Raw genomic sequence first — 23,288 nt, forward strand, 5'->3', positions numbered from 1 at the left:
TTGCACAAAAAGGTGATCCCGAATGACCTTGCGCCAAGTATCTACCTAGTAGTAGGCAGGCATTCTCTCAATCGAATAGGTCAGGAACCAATCAAATGAAAATCTACGACACCGAAGGCTTCCCCAACCCCGCCCGCGTGCGCATCGCCCTGGCCGAAAAGAACGCGTCCGAAAAGGTGCAGTTCGTCCCCGTCGATGTCATGGCAGGTGAACACCGCAGGGGGGCCTTCACAGCGAAAAACCCCGACGCGGTCGTGCCCCTGCTGGAACTTGAGGACGGCACCTGCATCTCCCGCTGTACTGCCATCACCGAATATATCGACGCCCACTTCGATGGTCCGTCCTTGACAGGCACCACCCCGAAGGACCGCGCAACCATTTCCATGATGAACCTGCGTGCAGAATCCGGCCTTCTGGACGCTGTTGGGGCCTATTTCCATCATGCCACGCCGGGTCTTGGCCCCGATCTTGAAACCGACCAATGTGCCGAATGGGGCCATAAACAACACGCGGTCGCCACGCGAACCATGGCCTATCTGAATGACGTTCTGGCCGAAAACGACTACCTTGCGGGCAATGCCTTTTCCGTGGCCGATATCACCGCCTTTGCCGGTCTTGCCTTTGCCGATTTCGCAAAGGTGGAAATTCCCGCCGGTCTGACGCATCTTTCCGCATGGCGCACGAAAGTCGCGGCCCGCCCCAGCATCGCGGGCTGACCCTGCATCTAGAAAAAGGACATTATGATGGAACTGAATGCAGATTTCGACAGCCGCGTCGTGGTTCACGCAGACCGGACGGATTGGATCGCCTCCCCCATGCCCGGCGTGGACCGACGGATGCTGGACCGGATTGGCGGCGAAGTCGCCCGCGCCACGACGATCGTCCGCTATGCCCCCGGCAGCGCGTTTTCCGAACACACCCACACCGGCGGTGAGGAGTTTATCGTCCTCAGCGGTGTGTTTCAGGACGAACACGGCGACTTTCCTCAAGGCACCTACGTGCGCAATCCGCCGACCTCCGCGCATACCCCCGGATCACAGGACGGGTGTGTGATCTTCGTGAAGCTGTGGCAATTCGACAAGGATGATCGCACCCAGTTCCGCAAGGACATGGCGCAAGAACTGGGCGGGGCCGTGGATGGCGTCGCCAGCGCCCTGTTGCACCAAGACGCCCGCGAGGTGGTGACATATCACGCCCTGGAACCCGGTGCGGTTCTGACCAAAGACGCCGATGGCGGGCTGGAACTTCTGGTGCTGGACGGAGATGTCACAGAAGGGGGCGACGAACTGGTCGCAAACTCGTGGTTGCGTGTGCCTGCAGGCGGGGCAATCACCGCCACCGCCGGATCACAGGGCGCAAAGATCTGGATCAAGACCGGCCATCTGGCTTATGCGAAAGCGCCCGACGTATGACCTGTGCCACACGAAAGGGAGACCTTTGAAAACTCTCATCATCGGGGGCGGCCTTTGCGGGCTGGCCCTCGCCCGGCTTCTCGACCGAAGCGGGGCAGATGTGCAACTGGTTGAGGCAGAGGGCCGCTTTGGCGGGCGTATTCTGGCGGGCCATCACGGCGGGGCGGCTTTTGATCTGGGTCCGGCATGGTTCTGGCCCGGTCAGCCGCGTATCGCCGATCTGATCGACCAACTGGGCCTCACATCATTCGAACAATTCGCGACCGGCGACCTGATGTTCGAGGACGCCACAGGACAGGTTCATCGCGGACAGGGCTTTGCGTCGATGGAGGGGTCATTGCGTCTGCAGGGTGGATTGACCGCGCTGGTCACGGCCCTTGTCAACAGCCTGCCTCAGGGCTGTGCCCGGTTGAACGCGCCGGTCCGGTCGCTGGACCTTTTGTCCGATGGCATCCGGGCGACCGGTGTGGACGGGGCCAGCTTTACGGCTGATCGCGTCGTTCTGGCAGTGCCGCCACGGCTGGCCCGTACCCTCACCTTGTCCCCCGCCCTGCCGGTCGCGGCACAGGCTGAACTGGGGAATATCCCCACGTGGATGGCAGGACAGGCAAAAGTGGTCGCCGTCTATCCCACCCCGTTCTGGCGCGAGGCCGGTCTTTCGGGCGACGCCATGAGCCGCCGCGGACCATTGGTCGAAATCCATGATGCCTCACCCGCGCAAGGCGGCCCCTTTGCGCTTTTCGGCTTTGTCGGAGTACCGCCCGAAGCGCGGCGTGACGACACGGCCTTGCGCCAGTCTGTCGTAACGCAGCTGACCCGTTTGTTCGGGCCCAAAGCCGCCAATCCGGAAGCCCTTTTTGTAAAGGACTGGGCGCGCGCCCCGCACACTGCGGTTGCAGCCGATCTGACGCCTGTGCACGCGCACCCGACCTATGGCCTGCCCGCGACCCTGCGCGATCTTTGGGGTGGACGGCTCATCGTGTCGGGAACAGAAACCGCGCCGCATTTCGGTGGTTTTCTCGAAGGCGCGCTTGAGGCTGCCGAAGCCGCGGCACAGACCCTCGCCAGAATGGACACGCCGGCATGACAGACACCAAGACCGCCCTTTTGCGCAGCGCGGAACGCGCCGCCAGAACGAAAGGCTTTGACGGCTTCAGCTATGCCGATCTGGCCGCCGATGTGGGCATTCGCAAGGCCAGCATCCACCACCATTTTCCCGCGAAGGCCGATCTGACCCTTGCGGTTATGCAGCGGTATCACGTGGCCTTTGCAGAAACCTGCGACAGGATCGACGCCGCCCACACCACCGGAGGTGCACGATTGCACGCCCTCATCGCGGCCTACCGGTCCGCATTGGGCAACGGCGAAATGGTATGCCTGTGCGTGGCCTTCAGCATCAGTCGCGATCACATCACCACCGATGTGCGCGCCGCCATGGGCGATTTCCGGCAGATGATGCTTGAATGGCTGACCGCCACGTTCACGCGGGGCAACGGCGATGGAACGATTGCGCAGGTGGCCGATCCTGCCGCCGAGGCGCGGGCCGCACTGGCCCTTCTGGAAGGGGCGCAACTGGCCGCGCGGACACAGGCCGACCCCACGGCCTTTGATGCCGCGCTGGCGCTTATGTCGTCGCGGCTTGGCTGAACTGTTACAACCGCACACGCAGACCTGACTTGTCGGTGCGCTGCAATCCATGCAGAACCGGCCCACACAAACGGAGGAGCCCCGCCATGCGCGCAGCCGATGTCATCGCCCAACGCCTTTACGCGGCAGGGTGTCGCTATGCCTTCGGGATGCCGGGGGGCGAGGTTCTGACCCTGCTTGATGCGCTGGATAAAGCCGGCATCACCTTTGTTCTTTGCCGTCACGAAAACGCCGCCGGCTTCATGGCCGAAGGGGTGTACCACCGCACCGGTGCGCCGGGCATCTTGCTGGCCACTGTGGGGCCAGGGGCGCTGAATGGGATTAATGTGGTGGAAAACGCCCGTCAGGACCGCGTGCCCATGATCGTGTTGACGGGCTGTGTGGATGCCGATCAGGCCCAGACCTACACCCATCAGGTGCTGGACCAGCCACAGGTCTTTCGCGCGATCACCAAGGCCACCTTCACCCTGACCGCCGGGGCCGCCCATGTCACCATCGACAAGGCCGTGGGCATCGCCACCGAAGGCCGCCCCGGCCCTGTCCATATCGACGTTCCGATTTCCGTCGCCGACGCACCCGCCACAGGCACCGGCATCTTGCGCGCGGACGCCCTGCCCATGGTGCCCGCCCCCGATGCGCTGGCCGAGGCCCGCACAGCACTGGCATCGGCAAAACGTCCGCTGATCGTCGCGGGCCTTGATGTCGCGTCCGAGGCAGGGGCAGCGGTTGTCACAAAAGCGGCCGAAACGCTTCAGGCCCCCGTTATCACCACCTACAAAGCCAAAGGCACCCTGCCCGAAGACCACCCCCTGTCGCTGGGCGGCGCAGGCCTGTCGCCCAAGGCCGACACGATCCTGATGCCGCTGATTGCACAGGCCGACGTCGTGCTGCTGATCGGATATGACCCGATTGAGATGCGCCCCGGCTGGCAAAACCCGTGGGACCCCGCAACCCAGACGGTCATCGACATGACCGCCGCGCCCAACCACCACTACATGCATCAGGCAAGTCATAATTTCATTGGTGATCCGGTGGCCACTACGGCGGCCATGTTGCCGGACGCGGCCCTGCCGGGCTGGCCCGATGATGCCGTGGCGCGGGCCAAATCTGCCCTGATGGATGCGTTTGCCGCCCGCGGTGATTGGGGGCCAGCCCGCGCAATCGCCGTCTGTCAGGACATCCTGCCGGACGATGCCCTGTTGACCGCCGACAGCGGCGCGCACCGTATCCTGCTCAGCCAGATGTGGCGGGCAAAATTCCCCAAGACTTTGACCCAATCATCCGGCTTTTGCACGATGGGGTGCGCCGTGCCCTTGGCGATGGGCGCCCAGATTGCAGACCGCAACCGCACCATTGTGTCCTTCAGCGGCGATGCGGGGTTTTTGATGTGCGTGGGCGATCTGGCCACGGCGGCCGAGAACAATCTGTCCACGATATTTGTCGTCTTCGTCGACGCCTCGCTGGCCTTGATCGAATTAAAGCAACGGGGTCGCCAGTTGAAAAACACCGGTGTGGATTTTGCGCGCTCCGACGTGGCGGCCATCGGGCGCGCTTTTGGCGGCAACGGCTACACCGTTGATAACGAGGATGATTTACGCGCCGCATTGCGGGATGCGCAAACCTCCGACCGGTTTTCCGTCATTGCGGTCGAGATCGACAAAGGGGCGTATGATGGTGCATTCTGACACGACGGCCGGCGCACTTGACGGGGTGCTGGTGCTTGACCTGACCCGTATTCTTGCCGGTCCCACGGCGACCCAGATGCTCGGTGATCTGGGTGCGACCGTCATCAAGATCGAAAATCCAGCAACCGGGGGCGACGACACCCGCACCTGGGGCCCGCCCTACGTCGAAACGCCCACCGGTGAAAGCGATCTGAGCGCCTATTTTCTGGCCGCCAACCGGAACAAACACTCGGTCGCCGCCGATCTGGGCACCAAGGACGGTCAGGCAGTTGTGCGCAAAATCGCCGCACAGGCGCAAATTGTCATCGAGAACTACAAACCAGGCGGGTTGGCAAAATACGGGCTGGATTACGCCGCCCTGTCGGGCCTGAACCCGTCGCTCGTCTATTGCTCCATCTCGGGCTTCGGGCAAACGGGGCCGAACAGCCACCGCCCCGGGTATGACCTGATGGCGCAGGGGTTTGGCGGGATCATGTCACTGACCGGCGATCCGCAGGGCGACCCGATGAAGGTCGGGGTGGGCATCGCAGATGTGATGTGCGGCATGAATGCAGCCATCGGGATGCTGGCCGCACTGCGCCACGCCGAAGCCACGGGCATCGGCCAGCACATCGACATCGCTCTGGTCGACAGCCAGATGGCGTGGCTGATCAACGAAGGCACGAATTATCTGACCTCCGGCCAGACACCCCGCCGGCGCGGCAACGGACATCCCAATATCGTGCCCTATGACGTATTTCCGACCCGTGACGGGCATTTCATCCTCGCCGTCGGAAACGACCGTCAGTTTCAGGCCATGTGCGACGCCTTTGGACTGACCGGGTTGGCGCAGGACGCCCGATTCCGGACCAATCCCCTCAGGATCGAACACCGTGTTCCCCTGACCGCCGCCCTGACTGAAACATTCAGGACCTTCAGCGCGGACGACGTTCTGGCGATGTTGCAAACCGCAAACGTGCCCTGCGGCCCGATCCATACAGTGGATCAGGCATTGCAGTCCGATCAGGCGCGCGCGCGTGATGTCGTGGTGACTGTTCCGACCGCCGAGGCCACGAAAGGCGCGGTAGACCTTTTGGGAAACCCCCTCAAATTGTCGAAAACGCCCGTCGCCTATGCGAAGGCACCGCCACGGTTCGGCGCAGATACGGACCGGCTGGACGACATTCTGAAGGCGCACGCAGAAAGCCGCGCATCACAAAAAGTTCAGGGCTGATCACATTTCCGCGCCATAACGGCTTGGTGAGGGGCATCCGCCGCGCGGCCCCTGTATCACACCTGTAACCGCGCCTCCCCGCGCTTTTCATAGGTTGTCCGATGCTCTGCGATATCTGTCTGTGCCCCACATCTTTGTCCGATCCCGAGGCCGTTGAGGCATGGAACGGCGTCATTCACGGTATCCTGTCCCACGGGCGCGCGACCGGTGATCATCTCACGCGTCTGCTGACGCTGAACCCCGAATTTGCCATGGGCCACGCCATGAAAGGTCTGGCATGCCTGATGCTGGGCCGCCGTGAACTGGTCACGGCCGCGCGCGATGCCCACCGCGAGGCAAAACGCCTTGTGGCGCAGGGCGGGGCCTTGGAACGTGAAAGGCTGTGGGTCGATGCCTTGGGCGATTGGCTGGCAGGGCGGCCCAGCGCGTCGATCGCGCGGATGGAAGACTGTATGCGCCTTGCGCCCCATGACACGATTTCAATGAAATTGTCCCACGGTATCCGGTTCATGCTGGGCGACAGCCACGGCATGTTGCGGTCCGTGGAAACCGCCCTGCCCGCCCACGGGCCAGATCATGCGCTTTACGGATATGTGCTGGGATGTCACGCCTTCGCGCTGGAAGAAACCGGCCAGTACGACCGGGCCGAACGGCAGGGCCTGCGCGGTCTGCAGTTTGCCCGCGATGACGCATGGGGGCTGCACGCGGTGGCCCACGTCTATGACATGACCCACCTGACCGATCAGGGCATTGCACTTATCGACAGCAACGCCGCCGCTTGGGATCACTGCAACAACTTCCGCTTCCATGTCTGGTGGCACAAGGCACTGCTGCATCTGGATCAGGGCGATATCACCACCGTGCTGGACCTTTATGATACCAAGGTCCGCGACGAAAAGACCGATGACTATCGCGACTTTTCCAACGCATCCTCGCTGTTGATGCGTCTTGAAATTGAAGGCGTCGATGTGGGCGACCGATGGACAGAACTGGCCGATCTGGCCGAAAAGCGCACCGATGACGGGTGCCTGACCTTTGCCGACATGCACTATATGCTGGCGCTGATCGGTCAACGACCCGAAGCGGCCGACCGTCTGATTGCCCGCGTGGCCGCGGACGCAGGGCCGGCCGATGAAACCTCGGCCGTTATGATGACACCGGGTATGGCCACGTCCGAAGGCCTCGCCGCTTTTGGCGATGCCGACTACGATCGGGCCTTTTCCCACCTTCAGCGCGCCCAGCCCGATTTTCAGACCATGGGCGGCAGCCACGCCCAGCGTGATATCTTTGAACGTCTGACGATCGAGGCGGGATTGCGCGCGGGACGCTCGGCTGAGGCCAAAGTCCTGTTGCGCAATCGCACTGCGCTGCGTAACGGTCACGAGGATACGTTCGCTGCGACCCGCATGGCGCAGATTGAAAAAATGCAATCCATGGCCGCGTCTCACACCGCAGCCGAGTGATACTTGTCGGGAATGTGTACGTGATTTCACCCCAAACCGCACCGGCATCCGCCCCGGCCCCACGGGCTGTCCGGGATGTGCGTCTTGATTTCTTTCGCGGCGTTGCGATGTTCATCATCCTGTTTGCACATACGCCAGGCAACTGGGTGACGTTATGGATTCCCGCGCGCTGGGGCTTTTCGGACGCGACGGAAATGTTTGTGTTCTGTTCAGGAATGGCCAGTGCCATCGCCTTCGGCGCAACGTTTGACCGGGCAGGCATCCTGCTGGGGTCGGCCCGCGTGGTGTTCCGCATCTGGCAGGTGTACTGGGCGCACATCGGGACGTTTTTCGCGACAGCCGCCCTGATGGTTTATTTCACCGATCTGGACATCACTGGCCGCAACTACTGGGGCAACCTGAATATGTGGATGCTGTTTGTGGAAAGTGACCTTTGGGACAATCCCAATATCCTTCTCAGCGTAATGACCCTGCAATGGGTGCCCAACCTGTTCGACATTCTGCCTATGTATATGGTGATCCTTGCGATGATGCCGGTGGTGATGATGCTGGGCCGTGTCCATTTCGGGCTGGTGGTGGCCGCGTCACTGGTCACGTGGATCTTTGCGCAACGCGCCTTGTCGGACGCATACGGCCTGCCCTATTTCAACTTCACCGCAGAACCCTGGGTGGGCGATGACAACTGGCAACGACGCTGGTTTCTGAACCCGTTTGGCTGGCAGCTGGCATTTTTCACGGGCTTTGCATTCATGCGCGGCTGGCTGCCCAAACCGCCCGTCACATGGTGGCTGGTTGCGATCTGCGCCGTGATCGTTGTCGCAAACATCCCCCTGTCCAGCATCGGGGTCCGGGTATTCGATCTCGATTTCGCGCGCGACTGGCGACAGGACAACGCCGCATGGTTTTCCAAAACCGATTTCGGCCTCTTGCGTTTTGTCCAGTTTCTGGCCCTCGCCTATCTGGGCTGGGTCATTGCCGGCGACAAGGGCAACCGCATCCGCGCGGGAACATCACGGCTGGGGCGCGTCTGGGCACCGGTGCTGGCCGCCATCCTCAAGGTCGGGCAGCAATCGCTTGCGGTCTTTGTCGTATCCATTCTTGTGGGCCGGTCGCTTGGGTTTGTCTTTGATATTGTTGGCCGATCCTATTGGACGATGACGTGGGTCAACGCCCTTGGCATCGCCCTTTTGATTGCGACGGCCTACGGGGCGGCGTGGATGAAACAGCAACCTTGGCGCACAGCGAGGCCCCATGCTGCGGCGTGAGTTCATAGCATCTCTCGCGGCTTTGGCAGCCGCGCCCGCCATGGCGCAGGACGCCCCGCTGCGGGCCATCGAACTGGGTGCACAGACGCCATTTGACCCCGCTGATGTGGTGGCACTGGCGCGTGATCTGGCCGCCCGTGCCTATACCGCCCCCCAGCAGGTCCCCGCGCAATGGACCGACATCACCTACGAAGACTATATCTCCATCTGGTTTGCAGACCGCTATGCGCTGTGGAACGGGGAAGACGACACGCCCCTGCGCCTCGATGTCTTTGCGCCCGGCCTGTATTTTCCCACTCCGGTCGTCATTTCCGTCGTCGAAAACGGCATCGCCCGCCCGACCCTGTTCAACCTTGACCTGTTCGACAAGACAGACAAATTTCCCGACCTGCCCGTCGATGACAGCTTGGGCTTTTCCGGCCTTCGCCTGCGTGCCGAACTGGAACGGCAGGGGATTTATCAGGAATTTGCGGTCTTTCAGGGCGCCAGCTATTTCCGCGCCATTGGCACCGGCAACACCTACGGGCTGTCCGCGCGCGGTCTGGCGATTGATACCGCCGAACCCTCGGGCGAAGAGTTTCCCGATTTCCGCGCCTTCTGGCTGGAAAAACCGCGCGAGGGGGAGGCCACATTTACCCTTCATGCGCTGCTCGACAGCCCCAGTTGCACAGGGGCCTACCGGTTTGACATCACGCCAGGCGCCCGTCAGGTCATGGATATCACTGCGACGATTTTTGCCCGCAAGGATATGGACCACATCGGCATCGCACCATTGACGTCGATGTTTCAGTACGACCAGACCAACCGCCACCGGTTCACGGATTTCCGGCCAGCTGTGCACGACAGTGACGGGCTGCAAATCGTCAACGGTGCCGGCGAAACACTCTGGCGGCCGCTGGCCAACCCTGAACGTTTGCAGATCAGCGCCTTTGTCGACGACAATCCACGCGGCTTTGGCCTGTTGCAACGTGCGCAGGATTACAGCGATTTTGCCGATCTTCAGGCGTTGTACCACAACCGCCCCGGCGCATGGATCGAACCGCTGGGCGACTGGGGTCGCGGAGCCGTAACGCTGGTGGAAATCCCCACAGAGTCAGAGATTTACGACAACATCGTCTGCTATTGGCGCCCCGAAGGCGGTCTGGCGGCTGGGTCAGAAACCGAACTGTCGTACCGTCTGACATGGGGCCGCGATATGACATACGGCAGCGGGGTGCCTGTCCTTAATACCATGATCGGATCGGGGTTCGATAACCGTGGCACTGTGGTCGTCATCGACTTTGCGGATGGCGCGGATGTGCCTGACGATCTGTCCGACATCGACATCCGCCTGTCGTCCTCGGCGGGCACCCTGACGCCCGGTGTTTTGCAGCGAAATCCCGAAACCAATGGCCCGCGCCTTGCCTTCAATTTTGACGCAGGCGATGCCACCCTGATCGAATTTCGCGCCCAGCTGCGTGTGAACGGCGCACCGTTAAGCGAAGTCTGGCTTTACCGGTGGACAGCATGACCACTTATGCCGCGGCCCACATGCCCGCCCGTGCACCATTGCAAATGCCGGCGCAGACCTTTGCGCAGACAGGAACACGGCGTCAGATGACCGGCCCGCGCCGAATTGCCGACAAACTCTGGCGCGTGGCCGCATTTCTGCCAACAGTGCTCCTGACGGCAGTGATGTGCCTGTCGCTGGCTGATTATTTCGCTCAGGGCGGCGTTGCACCGGCCGAAGGCGCGGTTCTGGGTCTGGTTGCCCTGACCTTTATCTGGCTGGTCTTTTCGGTGAACACAGCACTTTTGGGGGCCCTGCGCGTGGCTGTTGTCAGACCCTCTGCCGGTCTTGCGCCCTGCCCCCCCTTGCGTGAGATTGCCCTGCTTATACCCGTCTATAACGAAACCCCGTGGGATGTGTTTGGCAACGCCTCCGCTATGTTGAAGGAATTGCGCGCCAGCCCCCAGGGCGACCGCTACACCCTGTTTATCCTGTCCGACACCCATACCGCAGACGTCGCAAGACAGGAGGAACGTGCCTTTGCCGCCCTTCAGGCGGAATTCTATCCCGCCAAAGTGGCCTACTACCGCCGCCGTGCCGACAACATCGACAAGAAAGTCGGCAACATTACCGACTGGATCGAAAACTGGGGCGCGGCCTATGAGGCGATGGTCATTCTGGACGCAGACAGCCTGATGAGTGGCGCCGCCATCCGTCAACTGTCACAGGCGCTGGCCGAAGACCCCGATGCGGGCCTGATCCAAAGCCGCCCGACCCTGATCGGGGCCACAACTCTTTTCGGCCGCGTGCAACAGTTTTCCAATTCGGTTTACGGCTGGCTGTCCGCCGAAGGTCTGACCAGCTGGGCCCAGCATGAGGGCAACTATTGGGGGCACAATGCCATCATCCGCACGCGGGCATTTGCCGAAAGCGCGCGTCTGCCGTATCTGCGGGGCCGCAAAGGGGCGCGTCACCTGATCCTGAGCCATGATTTCGTTGAGGCGGGAATGCTGCGCCGCGCGGGTTGGGCCGTGCGCCTGCTGCCACGGCTGGGCGGCAGTTTCGAGGAAACACCGCAAACCCTGATCGACTACGCCCTGCGCGACCGCCGCTGGTGTCATGGCAACATGCAACACCTGCGTCTGCTGGCCGCGCGGGGATTTCATGTCATATCGCGGCTGCACCTGCTGCAGGGAGCGCTGGCGTTTCTGATGTCTCCGGCATGGCTGGCGGTCGTGATCCTGTGGTCCTTTGTGGGGACAACCGCCGCACCGCCCAGCGCCTATTTTTCGACCTCCAATCCCCTGATGCCCGTCTGGCCTGCGCAACAGATCGACGTGGCGTGGGTCTATCTGGCCTTCGTCTACGGTATGTTGCTGCTGCCCAAGATTGTGGGGGCAGTGATTTTCGGCCTGCGCCGCCGCACCCGCGCGGCCTACGGATCACCGCGCATGTACGTGGGTTCTATCCTGTTTGAACTGGTCCTGTCCGTTCTTTACGCGCCCATCATGATGGTTCAGGGCACCATAGCGACGCTCTTTGCAGCAACGGGCCGCCAGCCTGCATGGACACCGCAAAACCGGGGCACCACGGGATACAGCTGGGCTGCGATTGCACGGTTCCATTGGGTTGAAACGCTGCTGGGGACGGCCCTTCTGGCGGGCATTCTTCTGGCTGATGTGTCGTGGCTGATCCTGCCAATCGCCATCAGCCTTGCCGCCGCTGTCCCCCTTTCGCGGCTCAGTGCGCTGCCCATCACACGGCTGTCCAAAGGGGCGTTGCAACTGGACACACCGCACACCTTGATCGAACCGCACATCGTCCGCCTCGCGCGCCGCGAACGGGCCGCGATGAAGAAAACCCTGTCGGACCCTGTGCCCCCGATCGCGGCAGAATAATCTACAGGCCCTCGTACCAATCGGCCACAAGTTTGGGCCATGTCTGCGGAATCACGTGCCCGCGCGCAAACACCGCCAGCCGAAGATCGGATCCCTCGCGACACTGGTCCCAAATGCGCAGCCAGTAATCGTTGCTAACCTCGCGCCGGTCGGGATTTGCATAATCGCACCCGTTGGCTTGCCGGAAAATGTCCATCGCGCGAAAGACGTCTCCTTGCGCGAAAGCATCAGGATCACTCAAGGGCAGCCGGTTGACCACGCGGCCCTCAATCGGCACCGTCCCGTCGGTCCAGCCATGCACATGCAACATCCGGACAGGTCCCGCGCAGCTATCTGGATGGGGCCGCCAGAATGATCCGCCCAAGGGCGCGTAGGCCGAAAATGCCTCCGGTCGCAGACAGGCGGTATAGGCGACCATGGACCCGCCGATGGAAAATCCGGCCAGCATGATACGGTCCCCGTCAAGGCCATGCCGGACGATCGCATCATCGCGCACGGCCTCGAGGTGATCAATTTCGGCCTCCTGCCCGCCCGAACGCGGATGGAAATTCCAGCTTCGACCCGTGCGCCCCTCACGCGGCTGCCCGTCGGGGGCGATCACGGCAAAGCCACGGGCCAGAAAGGCGTCGACCATCGCCGTATTGCGCAATGCCCCACGGCCACTGCCGCCAAATCCGTGAATGAACATCACCGCAGGGGGCGGGCTGCTGCTGTCGGGCCGTGCGATATAGTAATCCCGTCCGCCCACTGTGCAGGCCGTGTCGATGGAACAGCCCACCGCCGCGCTGCCAACCACGGATGCGACAAGCGCACCGATGCAGGCCCGTATCATGGTCGCACCACGGGAAGGCCCCGTTCCAGCCACCCCGGCCCCGCGCGGGACCCAAGCATGCCTTCGGGCACGTCGATGATGTCGGTCAACCCTGCCTGCGCCAAACGTCTGGCCGTGCGCGCCGACCGCACGCCACGGGCGCAAATAAGCGCGACAGGCCGGTCGCCGACACGGGCGGCCAGCACTTGGGCCACGAAATCCTCATCCCGCATGTCGATGCCAACGGCAAATTGTCCGATGCCGGTCGCGTCCCATTCATCGGGGCGACGGACATCGACCAACAGGACGTCACCGGCCTGCGCCGCGGCATGGGCCTCATCGGGGGTCATCTCCGCGCTGTCCGACTGGGCGCGCCCGACCACGCCCATCATGGCCGCGGCCCCGGCCGCCACGCCGCCCAGCACCAGAACCCGTCGATGTGTCAGGACATGCTGCATCGCTGCCTCCTCACTGAGGTGTGTTTCGCCTGTGAGGACAATGCATGCTTAAAGCGCATTTGATAAGACACCCGACCCGTCACATTGACGTGTCCAACCTGCGATCCGGACATGACACAGCCCAAAACAGCCGCCGCCCTTTTGATCCTCCGCCTCAGCATTGGGGCATTCTTCGGGGTCTGGGCCTCGTTGAAATTCTACCGCCCTGAATGGTTCGAAAACGTCTTCACCAATATGTACGGGCTCGATTTTGTCACCCGTGACCTGTCAACCTACGTCGGCACCTTTCAACTGGTGGTCGTGGCCCTTTTTGTGGTGGGGCTGTTGCGCACGTTCAGCTATGGCGCACTTGTGCTGATGCAAGGCGCGGGCGTTCTGGGGTCCCTGCCCAACCTGATGAATTTCACCAGCTATCCCAACAACCTGATGTGGGCCGCTGTCCCTGCTTTGGGTGCGGCGCTGGCCCTGTTCATCCTGCGCCACGATGACACCCTGACCCTTGACGGATGGCGTGCCCGCCGCGCGGGCTAGTCCTTCGACGCGACCGCCTTGCGCATCTGTTCGGTCAGGGTTTCTTTGGTGAACGGCTTTTTCACCACCTGAGACGGGGGATATTGCGACAGGATCGTGTCCACATCGCCATATCCCGTCGCCAGAACAAACGGTATCCCCAGATCATGCAGCTTTTGTGCCGCTGGCAAAGACGTCTGGCTGCCAAGGTTCACATCAAGGACGGCCGCCGTGATCTTGCCTGCGTCAAGCACCTGAAGCGCATCATCAACGGTGCTGGTCAAGGCGACATCAGTGGCACCCAGATGGGTCAGGATGTCGGAGGCGTCCATCGCGATCACCATGTTGTCTTCAAGAACCAGAACCGGCCCCGACAGGATCGGCCCGTCCGTCGGACCGGTCGCACCAACCGCGCTATCGTCCGCGTTCTCTGACAGGACACCTGCCGTGACAAATCTGGACGGGATCATCAAATCCGCCTCAAAACCGGACAGTTTGAAATGCGTCTGGACCGTGCCACCCAATTCGAATGGAATCGTCCTGTCGATGATGGTGGATCCGAAGCCGCGCCGCGTCGGGGCCTGCACCGGCGGCCCCCCTTGTTCGCGCCACGTCACAAGAAGCGCGCCATCCTCTGCGATGGCCAGATCAATCGACAAGCGCCCGGACTGGTCGGTCAACGCGCCATATTTTGCGGAATTCGTGACCAGTTCATGGATCACAAGCGCCATGGTCGAAAACGCCTCGGGTGCCAGAAGCGGCGCATCGCCCGTGATCGTAACGCGGCCTTTCTGGCCTGCCAGATAGGCGTCCACCTCAACTTCGATCAGGTCGCGCAACGCACTGGGTGACCACGCCTGTCGGGTCAACTGGTCATGCGCCCGCGCCATGGACTGGATCCGCCCGTCCAGCACCTTGGTGTAGCTTTCAATCGTGGCCCGTTCCGATTTGCTTTGCGAAATCAGACCTTGAATAAGATTGAGGATGTTGCGCACGCGGTGGTTCAGTTCCGCCACCAGAAGCTCTTGTTTCTCTGCGGCGGCCTTCCGGTCTGCCGAGGCCTCATCCGTCAGTTTCAGAACAATCTCGATCAGGGAGATCCTCAGCGCCTCAGCCGCCCGCAACTCGCTTTCTGACCAGGTGGCAGAGGTTTCGCGCACCATCTCGGACCAGGCATCAAAACTTTTGCGCGGGGTCAGGCGCACGCCGTTCGGTCCGACATCTACCGGCTTGTTCGGATTGCCCGCCCATTTGACGGACTTCACAATTTCGCGGCGGAAAAAGACGATATAATCACGCGGAGTGCGCGATATCGGCACAGCCATAAGGCCGGCAACCCTGTCCGCCATCGCGTCACCTGCAGGATAGACAGACGACAACTGATGGGTCTGGAAAATCTTGCCTGTGGGGGCCGTGTTCAAAAACCGCGCCAGCCGCTTGAATTCCTCAGCCGTGGGCGCCGCGCCGCGCGCGGTGTAGCGACCTTCTGAAAACACAGCGACACCGTCGCAGGATACGATCTGGGTCAATTCGTCCGCGATCACCTCAAAGCTGTTGATCAGATCGCCACCCGCTGACAGCCGCACCATCAACCGGTCATGCAAGGCCCGCGCGTCGCGTTCTTCCTCGCGGATTTCGGCCTCGACCTTGCTGCTGAGTTCGTAGGAAAAGAATTGCGCAAACAGCTCGATCGCCGTGCGTCGTTCGTAATCGACATAATTGCCGGACCTGTGATGGCAGGCAAACAACCCCCACAATTCCCCGTCCTTCAGGATCGACACCGACATGGACGCCGCGACGCCCATATTGCGCAAATATTCCAGATGGATCGGCGACACCGCACGCGTCACCGAAAGCGACAGGTCAAGCCGTTCGCCATTGGGGTTCTTTTGCGGAACGATGGGCGAAACCGCACCGTCCACATCTGCAATCAGACGCAGGATGCTGCGTTTGTACAATGCGCGCGCCTGCTTGGGGATGTCGCTGGCAGGATACCGCAAGCCAAGGAACGGCTCCATGTCCCGTGCCAGACGTTCTGCGATCACCTCACCCGATCCGTCCTCGGCAAAGCGGTAAACCATCACCCGGTCAAATCCGGACAGGACCTGCATCGCGGTGGCTGCCTCCTGTGCGGCGGCCAGAACCGTATCCTTACGGGCCACCCGCGCAATCAGCGGCTGGACAAGCGCCAGATCATCCCGGTTACGCTGGGCGATCTTGGGTTCGAATTCGAAAATAAAGGTCTCACCCGTGCTGTGTATCGACACATCAAACAATGTCCCGTTTCGCAACACGTCATAGCCGAACAGACGGCTGACACCGGCCGCTGATGTGCTGATCTGCAGCTTGGATCGCAGGTCATGGATCGTGCCGGCATTCAAAAGTTCGCTTAACCTTTGTCCCACGGACGCGTCGGGATCAAGGCCCAGCAAGTCCGCGCAGTTTTGCGACATGTGACTGATCATCATGTCGGACGACGTGGAAATCAGACACCCGTAGGACTGGACATGCCCCAACAGATGGATCTGTTCCTTGTCGCAATTCGTCAGATCAACCTGCAGGTCGTCGTCGTCCATTTTGAAATCTGTCCGGCTCATGAGGCACGCACCTTATCTGTCATGTCTGTGTTGGCAACCGCCAGCGCCGCCCGCAGGAAAAGCCCGAAGAGGGCAGAGGTGTCGCGCACAATCGTTTCGGCGCGGGGGCTGTCAGAGGGTACATCCGCAAGGGCATCACACACGGCGCGCCAACGCCCCTTGACCGGTTCAAGCGTAAAGTAGGCATTCGCAGTATTCACAACCGCATCACCGGACGAGGCCCACCGCCGCGCCAGAATTTTGCTGCCCAGACGGGACCCTTCAATCAGGTAAGCGCAGGCCAGCCCATCAATCGGGCCCGAGATGACCGGTGAAAGGTCGGTGGGCCGCCCGCCAAGCACTTTCAGGTCGGCGTCGATGCGGTCGATCATATCGGTGAGGCCGGCGGCCGTGTCGCTGTCTTGATCGCTCACATGGCGCATCTGACTGAAACAGGCGTGATGGACTTCAAGAAAAAGGCGCAGCCCGTCCCGCGTTGCCACGTCAAATTCGGACAAAGCATGGTCCACGCGGGAATGATCCAGCTGGGTGCGGTCCTTGAGGATATGACGAAAATCCGGTGCCATTCTTGGTGAAGGACTCCTTTCCCGTACCCCAGCGGTCTTAACTTAAAAGACAACGGCAGGTGGCGTCCAGCCTTCCTTACAGTCATCGTCTGTTTTAGCTGACAGGGGCCGGGCGGCAAAAGTCTGGTAAAGTCAAAGGGCAAGCGCCTCAAGCAAGGCCGTACGATCTGTTTCGGCTTTGGGAAAGGACGACTTTATCTCGCCCCGCTGCATGACGTGAAAATGGTCCGCATTGGAAAAGGCAAATTCGAAATTCTGCTCCACCAGAAGGATCGCCATATCGCCGCGATCGCGCAAAACATTCAGCGTCCGGCCGATCATCTGGATGATATTGGGCTGGATGCCTTCCGTCGGTTCGTCCAGCAACAACACTTTGGGCCGCGCAATCAGGGCACGGGCGATGGACAGCTGCTGTTGCTGCCCGCCCGACAAATCCCCACCGCGCCGCGCCTTCATTTCGGCCAGCACCGGAAACAGATCGTAAATGTCATCCGGCACGCGGTGATCGGATTTCGGCAGACAGGCAAAGCCGGTTTCAAGGTTTTCCTGCACCGTCATCAACGGAAAAATCTCGCGCCCTTGGGGGACGTACCCCACGCCTGCCTTCGCGGCATTCGCCGCTTTGCCGGACGCAAGCGTGCCCCCGTCAAGGGTCACTGTGCCCGTCGCGAAAGGATGGCGGCCCGCAATCGCCTTGAGCAAGCTGGTCTTGCCGACCCCGTTCGTGCCCGTCACACAGGTGATCCGGCCCACGGGCGCGGTCAACGTCACATCGTGCAAAATCTGGCTTTGCCCGTATTTGAGCGTCAGCCCCTTAATGTCCAGCATCTGATCGCCCCAAATACACATCAACCACCGTCGGGTCCTTCGTCACATGGTCAAGTGACCCTTCCGCCAGGACCGATCCTTCGTGCAGCACGGTCACTTTACAGTTCAACCGGCGCACAAATTCCATGTCATGTTCGACCACAATCACCGCACGGGTTTCTGCCGCCTTGCGCAGGATGTCGGTGGTGTGCTCGCGTTCCTGGGCGGTCATACCGGCGGCGGGTTCATCGACCAGAAGCAAACGTGGGCTTTGCGCCAGCAGCATCCCGATTTCCAGCCATTGTTTCTGCCCGTGGCTCAACTCCCCCGCGGGGCGGGTCAGGTGATCGGTCAGGTTGATTTCCTCTGCGATCTCCTCGATCCGGGCGGCCCCTGCGGTGGTCTTGCGATAAAACAGCACCGCAAAGGGACCGCGCGGATTTCTCAGCGCCATGGCCAGATTTTCGCGCACGGTCTGCGCCTCGAACACTGTGGGTTTCTGGAACTTGCGGCCAATGCCCAACATGGCAATCCGGCTTTCGGACATGCCAAGAAGGGACCGGTTGTCTTCCCCGAACAGGATCTTGCCTTCGTCCGGTTTGGTCTTGCCGGTGATGATATCCATGAAGGTGGTTTTGCCTGCCCCGTTGGGGCCAATGACGGCACGCAACTCAGGTTCGCCAATTTGCAGGGACAGATTGTTGATGGCCTTGAACCCGTCAAAGGATTTCGTAATGCCGGACATTTCCAGAAGCGATTTCATGACTTGCGCACCAATTTGTCAAAGAGCCCGCCTATGCCTTGGGGCGCGAACAAGGTGACAGCCACAAAGGTCAGCCCCAACAGCACCAGCCACCAATCGACCCAGTTGATCACATAAAAACCAAGGTCCACGCTGGGCGCGCCGCCGCCTGTGAACCAGCTGGACAACAAAGACACCACAGCCGCCCCGATGACTGCCCCGTAAAGCCGCCCCCGCCCGCCGATGGCGACCCAGACCGCCAGATAGATCGACGCGATGGGCGCGATTTCCGCCGGATTGATGATCCCCGCCTGCGGGTAATACAGCGCCCCCGCGATCCCCGCGATCACCGCCGTCAGCGTAAAGACGAACAGCTTATAGCTTTCGACATGGTAGCCCAAGAACCGCACGCGGCTTTCATCGTCGCGAATGGCCTGAATGATGTTGCCCAGCTTGCTGTCGGTGATCCATGCAAACAGCAGGTAGCCCAGCGCCAGTGCGGCCGCCGACGTCAGAAAGAACGCGATTGAAACAACATCCTGTCCCGTGTCATCGAACCCCGGAATGTTTTGCAACCCGGACAGCCCGTTGTTGCCCCGCAAGCCGCTGTCGTTCTGGAACAGATACAGCGCCAGCGCCAAAGTCATGGCCTGCGTCAGAATAGACAGATACACGCCGGTGACACGGCTGCGAAACGCCAGCCAGCCAAAGACCAGCGCCAACAGGCCGGGCACCAGCACCACCAGCGCCAGTTGGATCCACAGATGATCGGCAAAGGCCCACAAAAGCGGGAATTCCGATGACCCGACGACGCCAAAAATCTGGTTGCCAATGGCGTCCGACACCTCCTGCGGGGTGGGTGGAATGACCTGCCCGGCAAGGCTGTCGATCACAATGATCTCCGTGCGCGCATACATCAGCCACATGCCGATGGCATAGCCGCCGATGCCGAAGAAGGCGAAGTGCCCAAGGCTCAGGATGCCGCAATACCCCCAGACCACGTCCATCGCGATGGCGACCAGACATAGGCACAGCGTCTTGCCCAGGGTTTTGACAAAGGACGTCGATATCAGGCCCACGCCCGATGCCTCCGACAGGACCGCGACGATGGCCGTGAACAGCCCCAAGGCGGCGAGGAAATACAGCACCGAAGGATTGCGCGCGACGAAAGACTTGCGTGTTGGTGTCATGGTTTAATCCGCCGCCGCACGGCCCTTGGGCGCGACAATGCCCTTGGGTCGGAATTGAATGAACAGGATGATGAACAAGATCATGTAGGTCTGGGCCGCCAGCGTGTTGGACGGGTTCAGGAATTCGATCCCCTTTTGCAGGAACCCGATCAGACCGGCCCCCGCCAAAGTGCCCCAGACGTTACCGACCCCGCCCACAACCACGGTCATGAAGGACTGCACGATGTAATCCGCGCCCATCTCTGACGTGACTTTCGCATAAAGGCCGATGGCCACACCGGCCACGCCCGCAATCCCTGATCCCAGCCCGAAGGTCAGCATGTTGATGCGGTCGGGATTGATCCCCATGGACGCCGCCATACCGGGGTTCTGCGTGACCGCCCGCACCTCAAGCCCCAGCCGTGTGCGTTTGAGGATATAGAGCAACGCCACCAGAAAGATCAGCGCCATCACGAAGATCGCAATGCGGATCGTGCTGATCTGGATGACGTCGGAAATCACCCAAGCGCCGCTCAGCCAATCGGGCGACGTGAGGGGGCGTGCCTGCGTGCCAAAGATGTTCTTGGCGATCTGTTGCAGGGCGATGGAAATGCCGAACGTGGCCAACAATGTCTCAAGCGGGCGGTGATAAAGGTGGCGGATGATCAAGCGTTCCATCGCCACCCCTGCCCCGAAGGTCAGCGCAAAGGCCAGCGGCAAGGCGACCAGAATGGACACGGTGTAATCCGGCACAAACAGTTGCACCACATAGCCCGTATAGGCGCCCATCATGATGAATTCGCCATGCGCCATGTTGATGACGCCCATTTGGCCAAACGTAATGGCAAGCCCGATGGCCGCCAGAAAATAAATCGACGCAAGGGACAGCCCGTCCAGCGTCATATCCACCGTTTGCGCCCAGCCCACGCGGGTCTCGACTGTGTCGAGGGTCGCGCGGGCGGCTTGGGTGACGGCGGTGTCGGTTTCGACATATTGGGCGAAAAAGACGTGGGATTGCAGGGCTGCGGCCACGTCGTCTTGCGTCACCAAAGGCGGCACCAGATCAGCACGGGCCAAAGCGGCGTAGGCGTCTTCACGTGCCGCGTCGGTGTTCAGCGATGCCACGGGCACCGTGCCCACGCGACCCTCTGCGATATTGGCCTCAAGGGCTGCGCGGATGTCACCGGCGCTGACCAAAGCGGGGGCCAGACCCGCGTCGACCAGAATTTGATAAGACGCCTCGGGCGCATCTGCGGGGTCGTAGAGTTCAGCGATATTCACGTCAGGTAGGGTTTCGGCGACCTCATCCGTGGTTGCCAAAATCTGGCTCAGCACCGCGCGTGCCTCAACCGACGTGTCAGCGGCCAGCGTTTCGATCGCTGTTACACGTGCCGCAGTGTCCTCACTAAAACGGGCGGTCAGGAAGGTGATGAGTTGCTCTTTGCGGGCACGGATGCCTGCGTCGGCTTCGCCCTCCAGCGATGCAATCAGGGGTGCAAGTTGTTCGGCCTCCCCCCTGCGCGCGATACTCTCCAACGCAGCTTGTCGGCGCGCAGGGTCGGGATCGGACAGTTGGAACTGCACGAGGGCCGTGCCGATCACCCGCCGCACGCCGCCGTTGGGGCGCAGCTGGGTAAAGCCGCCTGCATCCACCGACGTTTCATCGCCTGTGTCCACATCGCGAATAATCAGGGCATCGCCCTCTTCGGCACCAATGTAAAACAGCCCCGTGGCATCATCCTGCCAGACATTCCGCCCGGCCCATTCTTCCAAAAACACCGGCACTTGCGGCAGGCCGGAGGCCACCAGATCGTCCAACATCACGCTGACCGACCGACGCGACGGCTTGGCCACCTCATCCGCGTGGGTCTGCAGCAAGGCCTGCAAATCTTGGGCCGCGACGCTGACGGCAGACAGCAGCATCAGGATCATGCCGAACACAAGGCGCATCATCGGGGGGGACTTTCTGAATTCGGGGAAAGGTCTTCGAGGGACAGGGCGCGGCAAAAACCGCCGCGCCCCATCGCACGTCTTAGTAGTTCGAGGTCAGCTGAACGCAGGTCTCGGTTTCGGTGTTGTACATGCCGCAACCAAGGTCCTTCCAATCGGAGGTCAGGACTGCGGATTCAGGCAGGTAGTCCGTCCATGCGTCGCCGGGCACTTCGGATGTCTGGCTGATGATGTCGAACTGGCCGTCCGCTGTGATCTCACCGATCAGAACAGGCTTGGCGAGGTGGTGGTTCGGCAACATAACCGCCGTGCCGCCTGTCAGGTTCGGGAATTCCTGCCCGTACATCGCGGTGCGGACCGCATCGACATCCGTGGTGCCTGCGTCTTCAACCGCGTTCACCCACATGTTGAAGCCGATATAATGGGCCTCCATCGGGTCATTGGTCACACGCTCATCGCCCATGGCGGCCTTCCATGCGGTCACCCACTCGTCGTTCAGCTCGGATTCGGCGGACTGGAAGTAGTTCCAAGCGGCCAGATGCCCCACAAGGTCGGACGTATCCAGACCCGACAGTTCTTCCTCACCCACGGAGAAGGCGACCACGGGAATATCGTCGGCGGAAATGCCTGCCGCAGCCAGTTCTTTATAAAAGCCGATGTTGGCATCGCCGTTGATCGTGGAAATCACGCCCACCTGGCTGCCGTCCGCGCCCAGTTCAACCACATCGGCCACAATCGTGGACCAATCGGAATGACCAAACGGCGTATAGTTCACGAAGATGTCCTCTTCGGCGATGCCATTGTCGATCAGGTATTGTTCAAGGATGTTGTTGGTCGTGCGCGGGTAGACATAGTCGGTGCCCAGCAGCGCGAACTTTTCAACGCCCAGCTCTTCCAGGAAATAATCCGTCGCAGGGATCGCCTGCTGGTTGGGCGCGGCACCTGTGTAGAACACATTGCGCGAGGATTCCTCGCCTTCATACTGCACGGGGTAGAACATCAGCCCGTTCAATTCTTCCAGAACCGGCAGCGCGGATTTGCGCGACACGGAGGTCCAGGACCCGAAAATCACGTCAACTTCGGACACGGTCAGCAATTCGCGCGCTTTTTCCGCAAACAAGGGCCAGTCAGAGGCCGGGTCAACAACAACTGCCTCGATCTCGCATCCCAAAAGGCCGCCTGCCTCGTTTTGCTGGGCAATCAGCAGTTCCATGGTGTCTTTGAGGGTCGTCTCGGAAATGGCCATCGTGCCGGACAGTGAATGCAACACGCCGACTTTGATCGGGTCGGCACAGTCTGCCGCTGCGGCACCGGCGACCATCAGGCTGAACGCTGTGGACAGGGTAAGTTTTGTGGTGGTCTTCATGGATGTATCCCCATTGGGCGTGCGGTCACACGGTCGCGGGGCTTGACCTTGTCAGCCCGACATCCGATCTATTCCGCACAGCGATTGCTGTAGTTGCGAGTGGGATTGATCCTGCAAGACGCCCCACTCGCGACGCTTTCCGATTGAAAGCCCGTGCACCATCCGTCGGCATTGCTAAGTGGGCAAGTTTGAGGGGTTGCGTCGTCGGGCCGATCCGCCTCACCGCCTGATTTTTACGCG

At 61.2% G+C, this 23,288-nt stretch carries 20 protein-coding genes; 11 read left to right on the forward strand and 9 right to left on the reverse strand.

The features are described from left to right. The first annotated feature begins 95 nt into the window (after positions 1-95). The 10 genes from QZ653_RS09405 to mdoH all read left to right on the forward strand — a co-directional run bounded on the left by QZ653_RS09405 (position 96) and on the right by mdoH (position 12,072). On the forward strand, positions 96-716 hold the full coding sequence (locus QZ653_RS09405; RefSeq protein WP_296419800.1) for a glutathione S-transferase family protein: 621 nt from the start codon (positions 96-98) through the stop codon (positions 714-716). Positions 717-743: 27 nt separating this feature from the next. Continuing rightward, positions 744-1,412 (forward strand): cupin domain-containing protein, encoded by a 669-nt coding sequence (locus QZ653_RS09410; protein ID WP_296419801.1) that lies wholly within the window; start codon positions 744-746, stop codon positions 1,410-1,412. Positions 1,413-1,437: 25 nt separating this feature from the next. Then, entirely contained in the window at positions 1,438-2,499 is a 1,062-nt protein-coding gene (locus QZ653_RS09415) for a flavin monoamine oxidase family protein (RefSeq protein ID WP_296419802.1), read from the forward strand. Further along, on the forward strand, positions 2,496-3,059 hold the full coding sequence (locus tag QZ653_RS09420) for a TetR/AcrR family transcriptional regulator (protein WP_296419803.1): 564 nt from the start codon (positions 2,496-2,498) through the stop codon (positions 3,057-3,059). Before QZ653_RS09415 ends, QZ653_RS09420 begins: the two co-directional genes overlap by 4 nt. Before the next feature lie 86 nt (positions 3,060-3,145). Next, positions 3,146-4,744, forward strand: a complete 1,599-nt coding sequence (locus tag QZ653_RS09425; protein ID WP_296419804.1) for a thiamine pyrophosphate-binding protein — start codon at positions 3,146-3,148, stop codon at positions 4,742-4,744. After that, positions 4,731-5,957, forward strand: a complete 1,227-nt coding sequence (locus QZ653_RS09430) for a CaiB/BaiF CoA transferase family protein (RefSeq protein ID WP_296419805.1) — start codon at positions 4,731-4,733, stop codon at positions 5,955-5,957. Before QZ653_RS09425 ends, QZ653_RS09430 begins: the two co-directional genes overlap by 14 nt. Positions 5,958-6,058: 101 nt before the next feature. After that, positions 6,059-7,420 carry a tetratricopeptide repeat protein gene (locus QZ653_RS09435; protein ID WP_296419806.1) on the forward strand — a complete coding sequence of 454 codons (1,362 nt, stop codon included), beginning with the start codon at positions 6,059-6,061 and terminating at the stop codon, positions 7,418-7,420. A gap of 20 nt (positions 7,421-7,440) precedes the next feature. After that, positions 7,441-8,685, forward strand: a complete 1,245-nt coding sequence (locus QZ653_RS09440) for an OpgC family protein (RefSeq protein ID WP_296419807.1) — start codon at positions 7,441-7,443, stop codon at positions 8,683-8,685. Continuing rightward, positions 8,672-10,195 carry a glucan biosynthesis protein gene (locus QZ653_RS09445; protein WP_296419808.1) on the forward strand — a complete coding sequence of 508 codons (1,524 nt, stop codon included), beginning with the start codon at positions 8,672-8,674 and terminating at the stop codon, positions 10,193-10,195. The genes QZ653_RS09440 and QZ653_RS09445 overlap by 14 nt, the downstream gene beginning before the upstream one ends. Beyond that, positions 10,192-12,072: a glucans biosynthesis glucosyltransferase MdoH gene (gene mdoH / locus QZ653_RS09450; RefSeq protein ID WP_296419809.1), complete on the forward strand. Its 1,881-nt coding sequence runs from the start codon at positions 10,192-10,194 to the stop codon at positions 12,070-12,072. The genes QZ653_RS09445 and mdoH overlap by 4 nt, the downstream gene beginning before the upstream one ends. Position 12,073: 1 nt before the next feature. On the opposite strand, the gene QZ653_RS09455 is transcribed toward mdoH, so the two are convergent. Then, positions 12,074-12,904, reverse strand: a complete 831-nt coding sequence (locus QZ653_RS09455) for an alpha/beta hydrolase family esterase (protein WP_296419810.1) — start codon at positions 12,902-12,904, stop codon at positions 12,074-12,076. Further along, positions 12,901-13,341: a rhodanese-like domain-containing protein gene (locus QZ653_RS09460; RefSeq protein WP_296419811.1), complete on the reverse strand. Its 441-nt coding sequence runs from the start codon at positions 13,339-13,341 to the stop codon at positions 12,901-12,903. The genes QZ653_RS09455 and QZ653_RS09460 overlap by 4 nt, the downstream gene beginning before the upstream one ends. Positions 13,342-13,452: 111 nt before the next feature. On the opposite strand from QZ653_RS09460, the gene QZ653_RS09465 reads away from it, so the two are divergent. Further along, entirely contained in the window at positions 13,453-13,872 is a 420-nt protein-coding gene (locus QZ653_RS09465; protein WP_296419812.1) for a hypothetical protein, read from the forward strand. On the opposite strand, the gene QZ653_RS09470 is transcribed toward QZ653_RS09465, so the two are convergent. From QZ653_RS09470 to urtA, 7 genes are all read right to left on the reverse strand, one after another. After that, positions 13,869-16,448 (reverse strand): HWE histidine kinase domain-containing protein, encoded by a 2,580-nt coding sequence (locus tag QZ653_RS09470; protein ID WP_296419813.1) that lies wholly within the window; start codon positions 16,446-16,448, stop codon positions 13,869-13,871. The two genes, QZ653_RS09465 and QZ653_RS09470, sit on opposite strands and share 4 nt — an antisense overlap. Beyond that, positions 16,445-17,014 (reverse strand): biliverdin-producing heme oxygenase, encoded by a 570-nt coding sequence (locus QZ653_RS09475; RefSeq protein ID WP_296419814.1) that lies wholly within the window; start codon positions 17,012-17,014, stop codon positions 16,445-16,447. The genes QZ653_RS09470 and QZ653_RS09475 overlap by 4 nt, the downstream gene beginning before the upstream one ends. A 132-nt stretch (positions 17,015-17,146) precedes the next feature. Beyond that, entirely contained in the window at positions 17,147-17,842 is a 696-nt protein-coding gene (gene urtE / locus QZ653_RS09480) for an urea ABC transporter ATP-binding subunit UrtE (protein ID WP_296419815.1), read from the reverse strand. Further along, complete coding sequence (gene urtD / locus QZ653_RS09485) at positions 17,829-18,584, reverse strand: urea ABC transporter ATP-binding protein UrtD (protein WP_296419816.1); 756 nt, start codon at positions 18,582-18,584, stop codon at positions 17,829-17,831. Before urtD ends, urtE begins: the two co-directional genes overlap by 14 nt. Further along, complete coding sequence (urtC, locus tag QZ653_RS09490; protein WP_296419817.1) at positions 18,581-19,753, reverse strand: urea ABC transporter permease subunit UrtC; 1,173 nt, start codon at positions 19,751-19,753, stop codon at positions 18,581-18,583. The genes urtD and urtC overlap by 4 nt, the downstream gene beginning before the upstream one ends. Positions 19,754-19,756: 3 nt before the next feature. Then, positions 19,757-21,685: an urea ABC transporter permease subunit UrtB gene (gene urtB / locus QZ653_RS09495; protein WP_296419818.1), complete on the reverse strand. Its 1,929-nt coding sequence runs from the start codon at positions 21,683-21,685 to the stop codon at positions 19,757-19,759. Between the two features lie 79 nt (positions 21,686-21,764). Further along, positions 21,765-23,048 (reverse strand): urea ABC transporter substrate-binding protein, encoded by a 1,284-nt coding sequence (gene urtA / locus QZ653_RS09500; protein ID WP_296419819.1) that lies wholly within the window; start codon positions 23,046-23,048, stop codon positions 21,765-21,767. Positions 23,049-23,288: the final 240 nt, after the last annotated feature.

Origin of the sequence: Pseudooctadecabacter sp. (assembly GCF_020627745.1) — a bacterium.
GTDB lineage: Bacteria > Pseudomonadota > Alphaproteobacteria > Rhodobacterales > Rhodobacteraceae > Octadecabacter.

Excerpts from the sequence above, each read along its gene's own strand:
- QZ653_RS09405 (WP_296419800.1), top strand. The coding sequence starts at position 96 with ATGAAAATCTACGACACCGAAGGCTTCCCCAACCCCGCCCGCGTGCGC.
- QZ653_RS09410 (WP_296419801.1), top strand. The coding sequence starts at position 744 with ATGGAACTGAATGCAGATTTCGACAGCCGCGTCGTGGTTCACGCAGAC.
- QZ653_RS09420 (WP_296419803.1), top strand. The coding sequence starts at position 2,496 with ATGACAGACACCAAGACCGCCCTTTTGCGCAGCGCGGAACGCGCCGCC.
- QZ653_RS09425 (WP_296419804.1), top strand. The coding sequence starts at position 3,146 with ATGCGCGCAGCCGATGTCATCGCCCAACGCCTTTACGCGGCAGGGTGT.
- QZ653_RS09430 (WP_296419805.1), top strand. The coding sequence starts at position 4,731 with ATGGTGCATTCTGACACGACGGCCGGCGCACTTGACGGGGTGCTGGTG.
- QZ653_RS09435 (WP_296419806.1), top strand. The coding sequence starts at position 6,059 with ATGCTCTGCGATATCTGTCTGTGCCCCACATCTTTGTCCGATCCCGAG.
- QZ653_RS09445 (WP_296419808.1), top strand. The coding sequence starts at position 8,672 with ATGCTGCGGCGTGAGTTCATAGCATCTCTCGCGGCTTTGGCAGCCGCG.
- mdoH (WP_296419809.1), top strand. The coding sequence starts at position 10,192 with ATGACCACTTATGCCGCGGCCCACATGCCCGCCCGTGCACCATTGCAA.
- QZ653_RS09455 (WP_296419810.1), bottom strand. The coding sequence starts at position 12,904 with ATGATACGGGCCTGCATCGGTGCGCTTGTCGCATCCGTGGTTGGCAGC.
- QZ653_RS09460 (WP_296419811.1), bottom strand. The coding sequence starts at position 13,341 with ATGCAGCATGTCCTGACACATCGACGGGTTCTGGTGCTGGGCGGCGTG.
- QZ653_RS09465 (WP_296419812.1), top strand. The coding sequence starts at position 13,453 with ATGACACAGCCCAAAACAGCCGCCGCCCTTTTGATCCTCCGCCTCAGC.
- QZ653_RS09470 (WP_296419813.1), bottom strand. The coding sequence starts at position 16,448 with ATGAGCCGGACAGATTTCAAAATGGACGACGACGACCTGCAGGTTGAT.
- QZ653_RS09475 (WP_296419814.1), bottom strand. The coding sequence starts at position 17,014 with ATGGCACCGGATTTTCGTCATATCCTCAAGGACCGCACCCAGCTGGAT.
- urtE (WP_296419815.1), bottom strand. The coding sequence starts at position 17,842 with ATGCTGGACATTAAGGGGCTGACGCTCAAATACGGGCAAAGCCAGATT.
- urtD (WP_296419816.1), bottom strand. The coding sequence starts at position 18,584 with ATGAAATCGCTTCTGGAAATGTCCGGCATTACGAAATCCTTTGACGGG.
- urtC (WP_296419817.1), bottom strand. The coding sequence starts at position 19,753 with ATGACACCAACACGCAAGTCTTTCGTCGCGCGCAATCCTTCGGTGCTG.
- urtB (WP_296419818.1), bottom strand. The coding sequence starts at position 21,685 with ATGATGCGCCTTGTGTTCGGCATGATCCTGATGCTGCTGTCTGCCGTC.
- urtA (WP_296419819.1), bottom strand. The coding sequence starts at position 23,048 with ATGAAGACCACCACAAAACTTACCCTGTCCACAGCGTTCAGCCTGATG.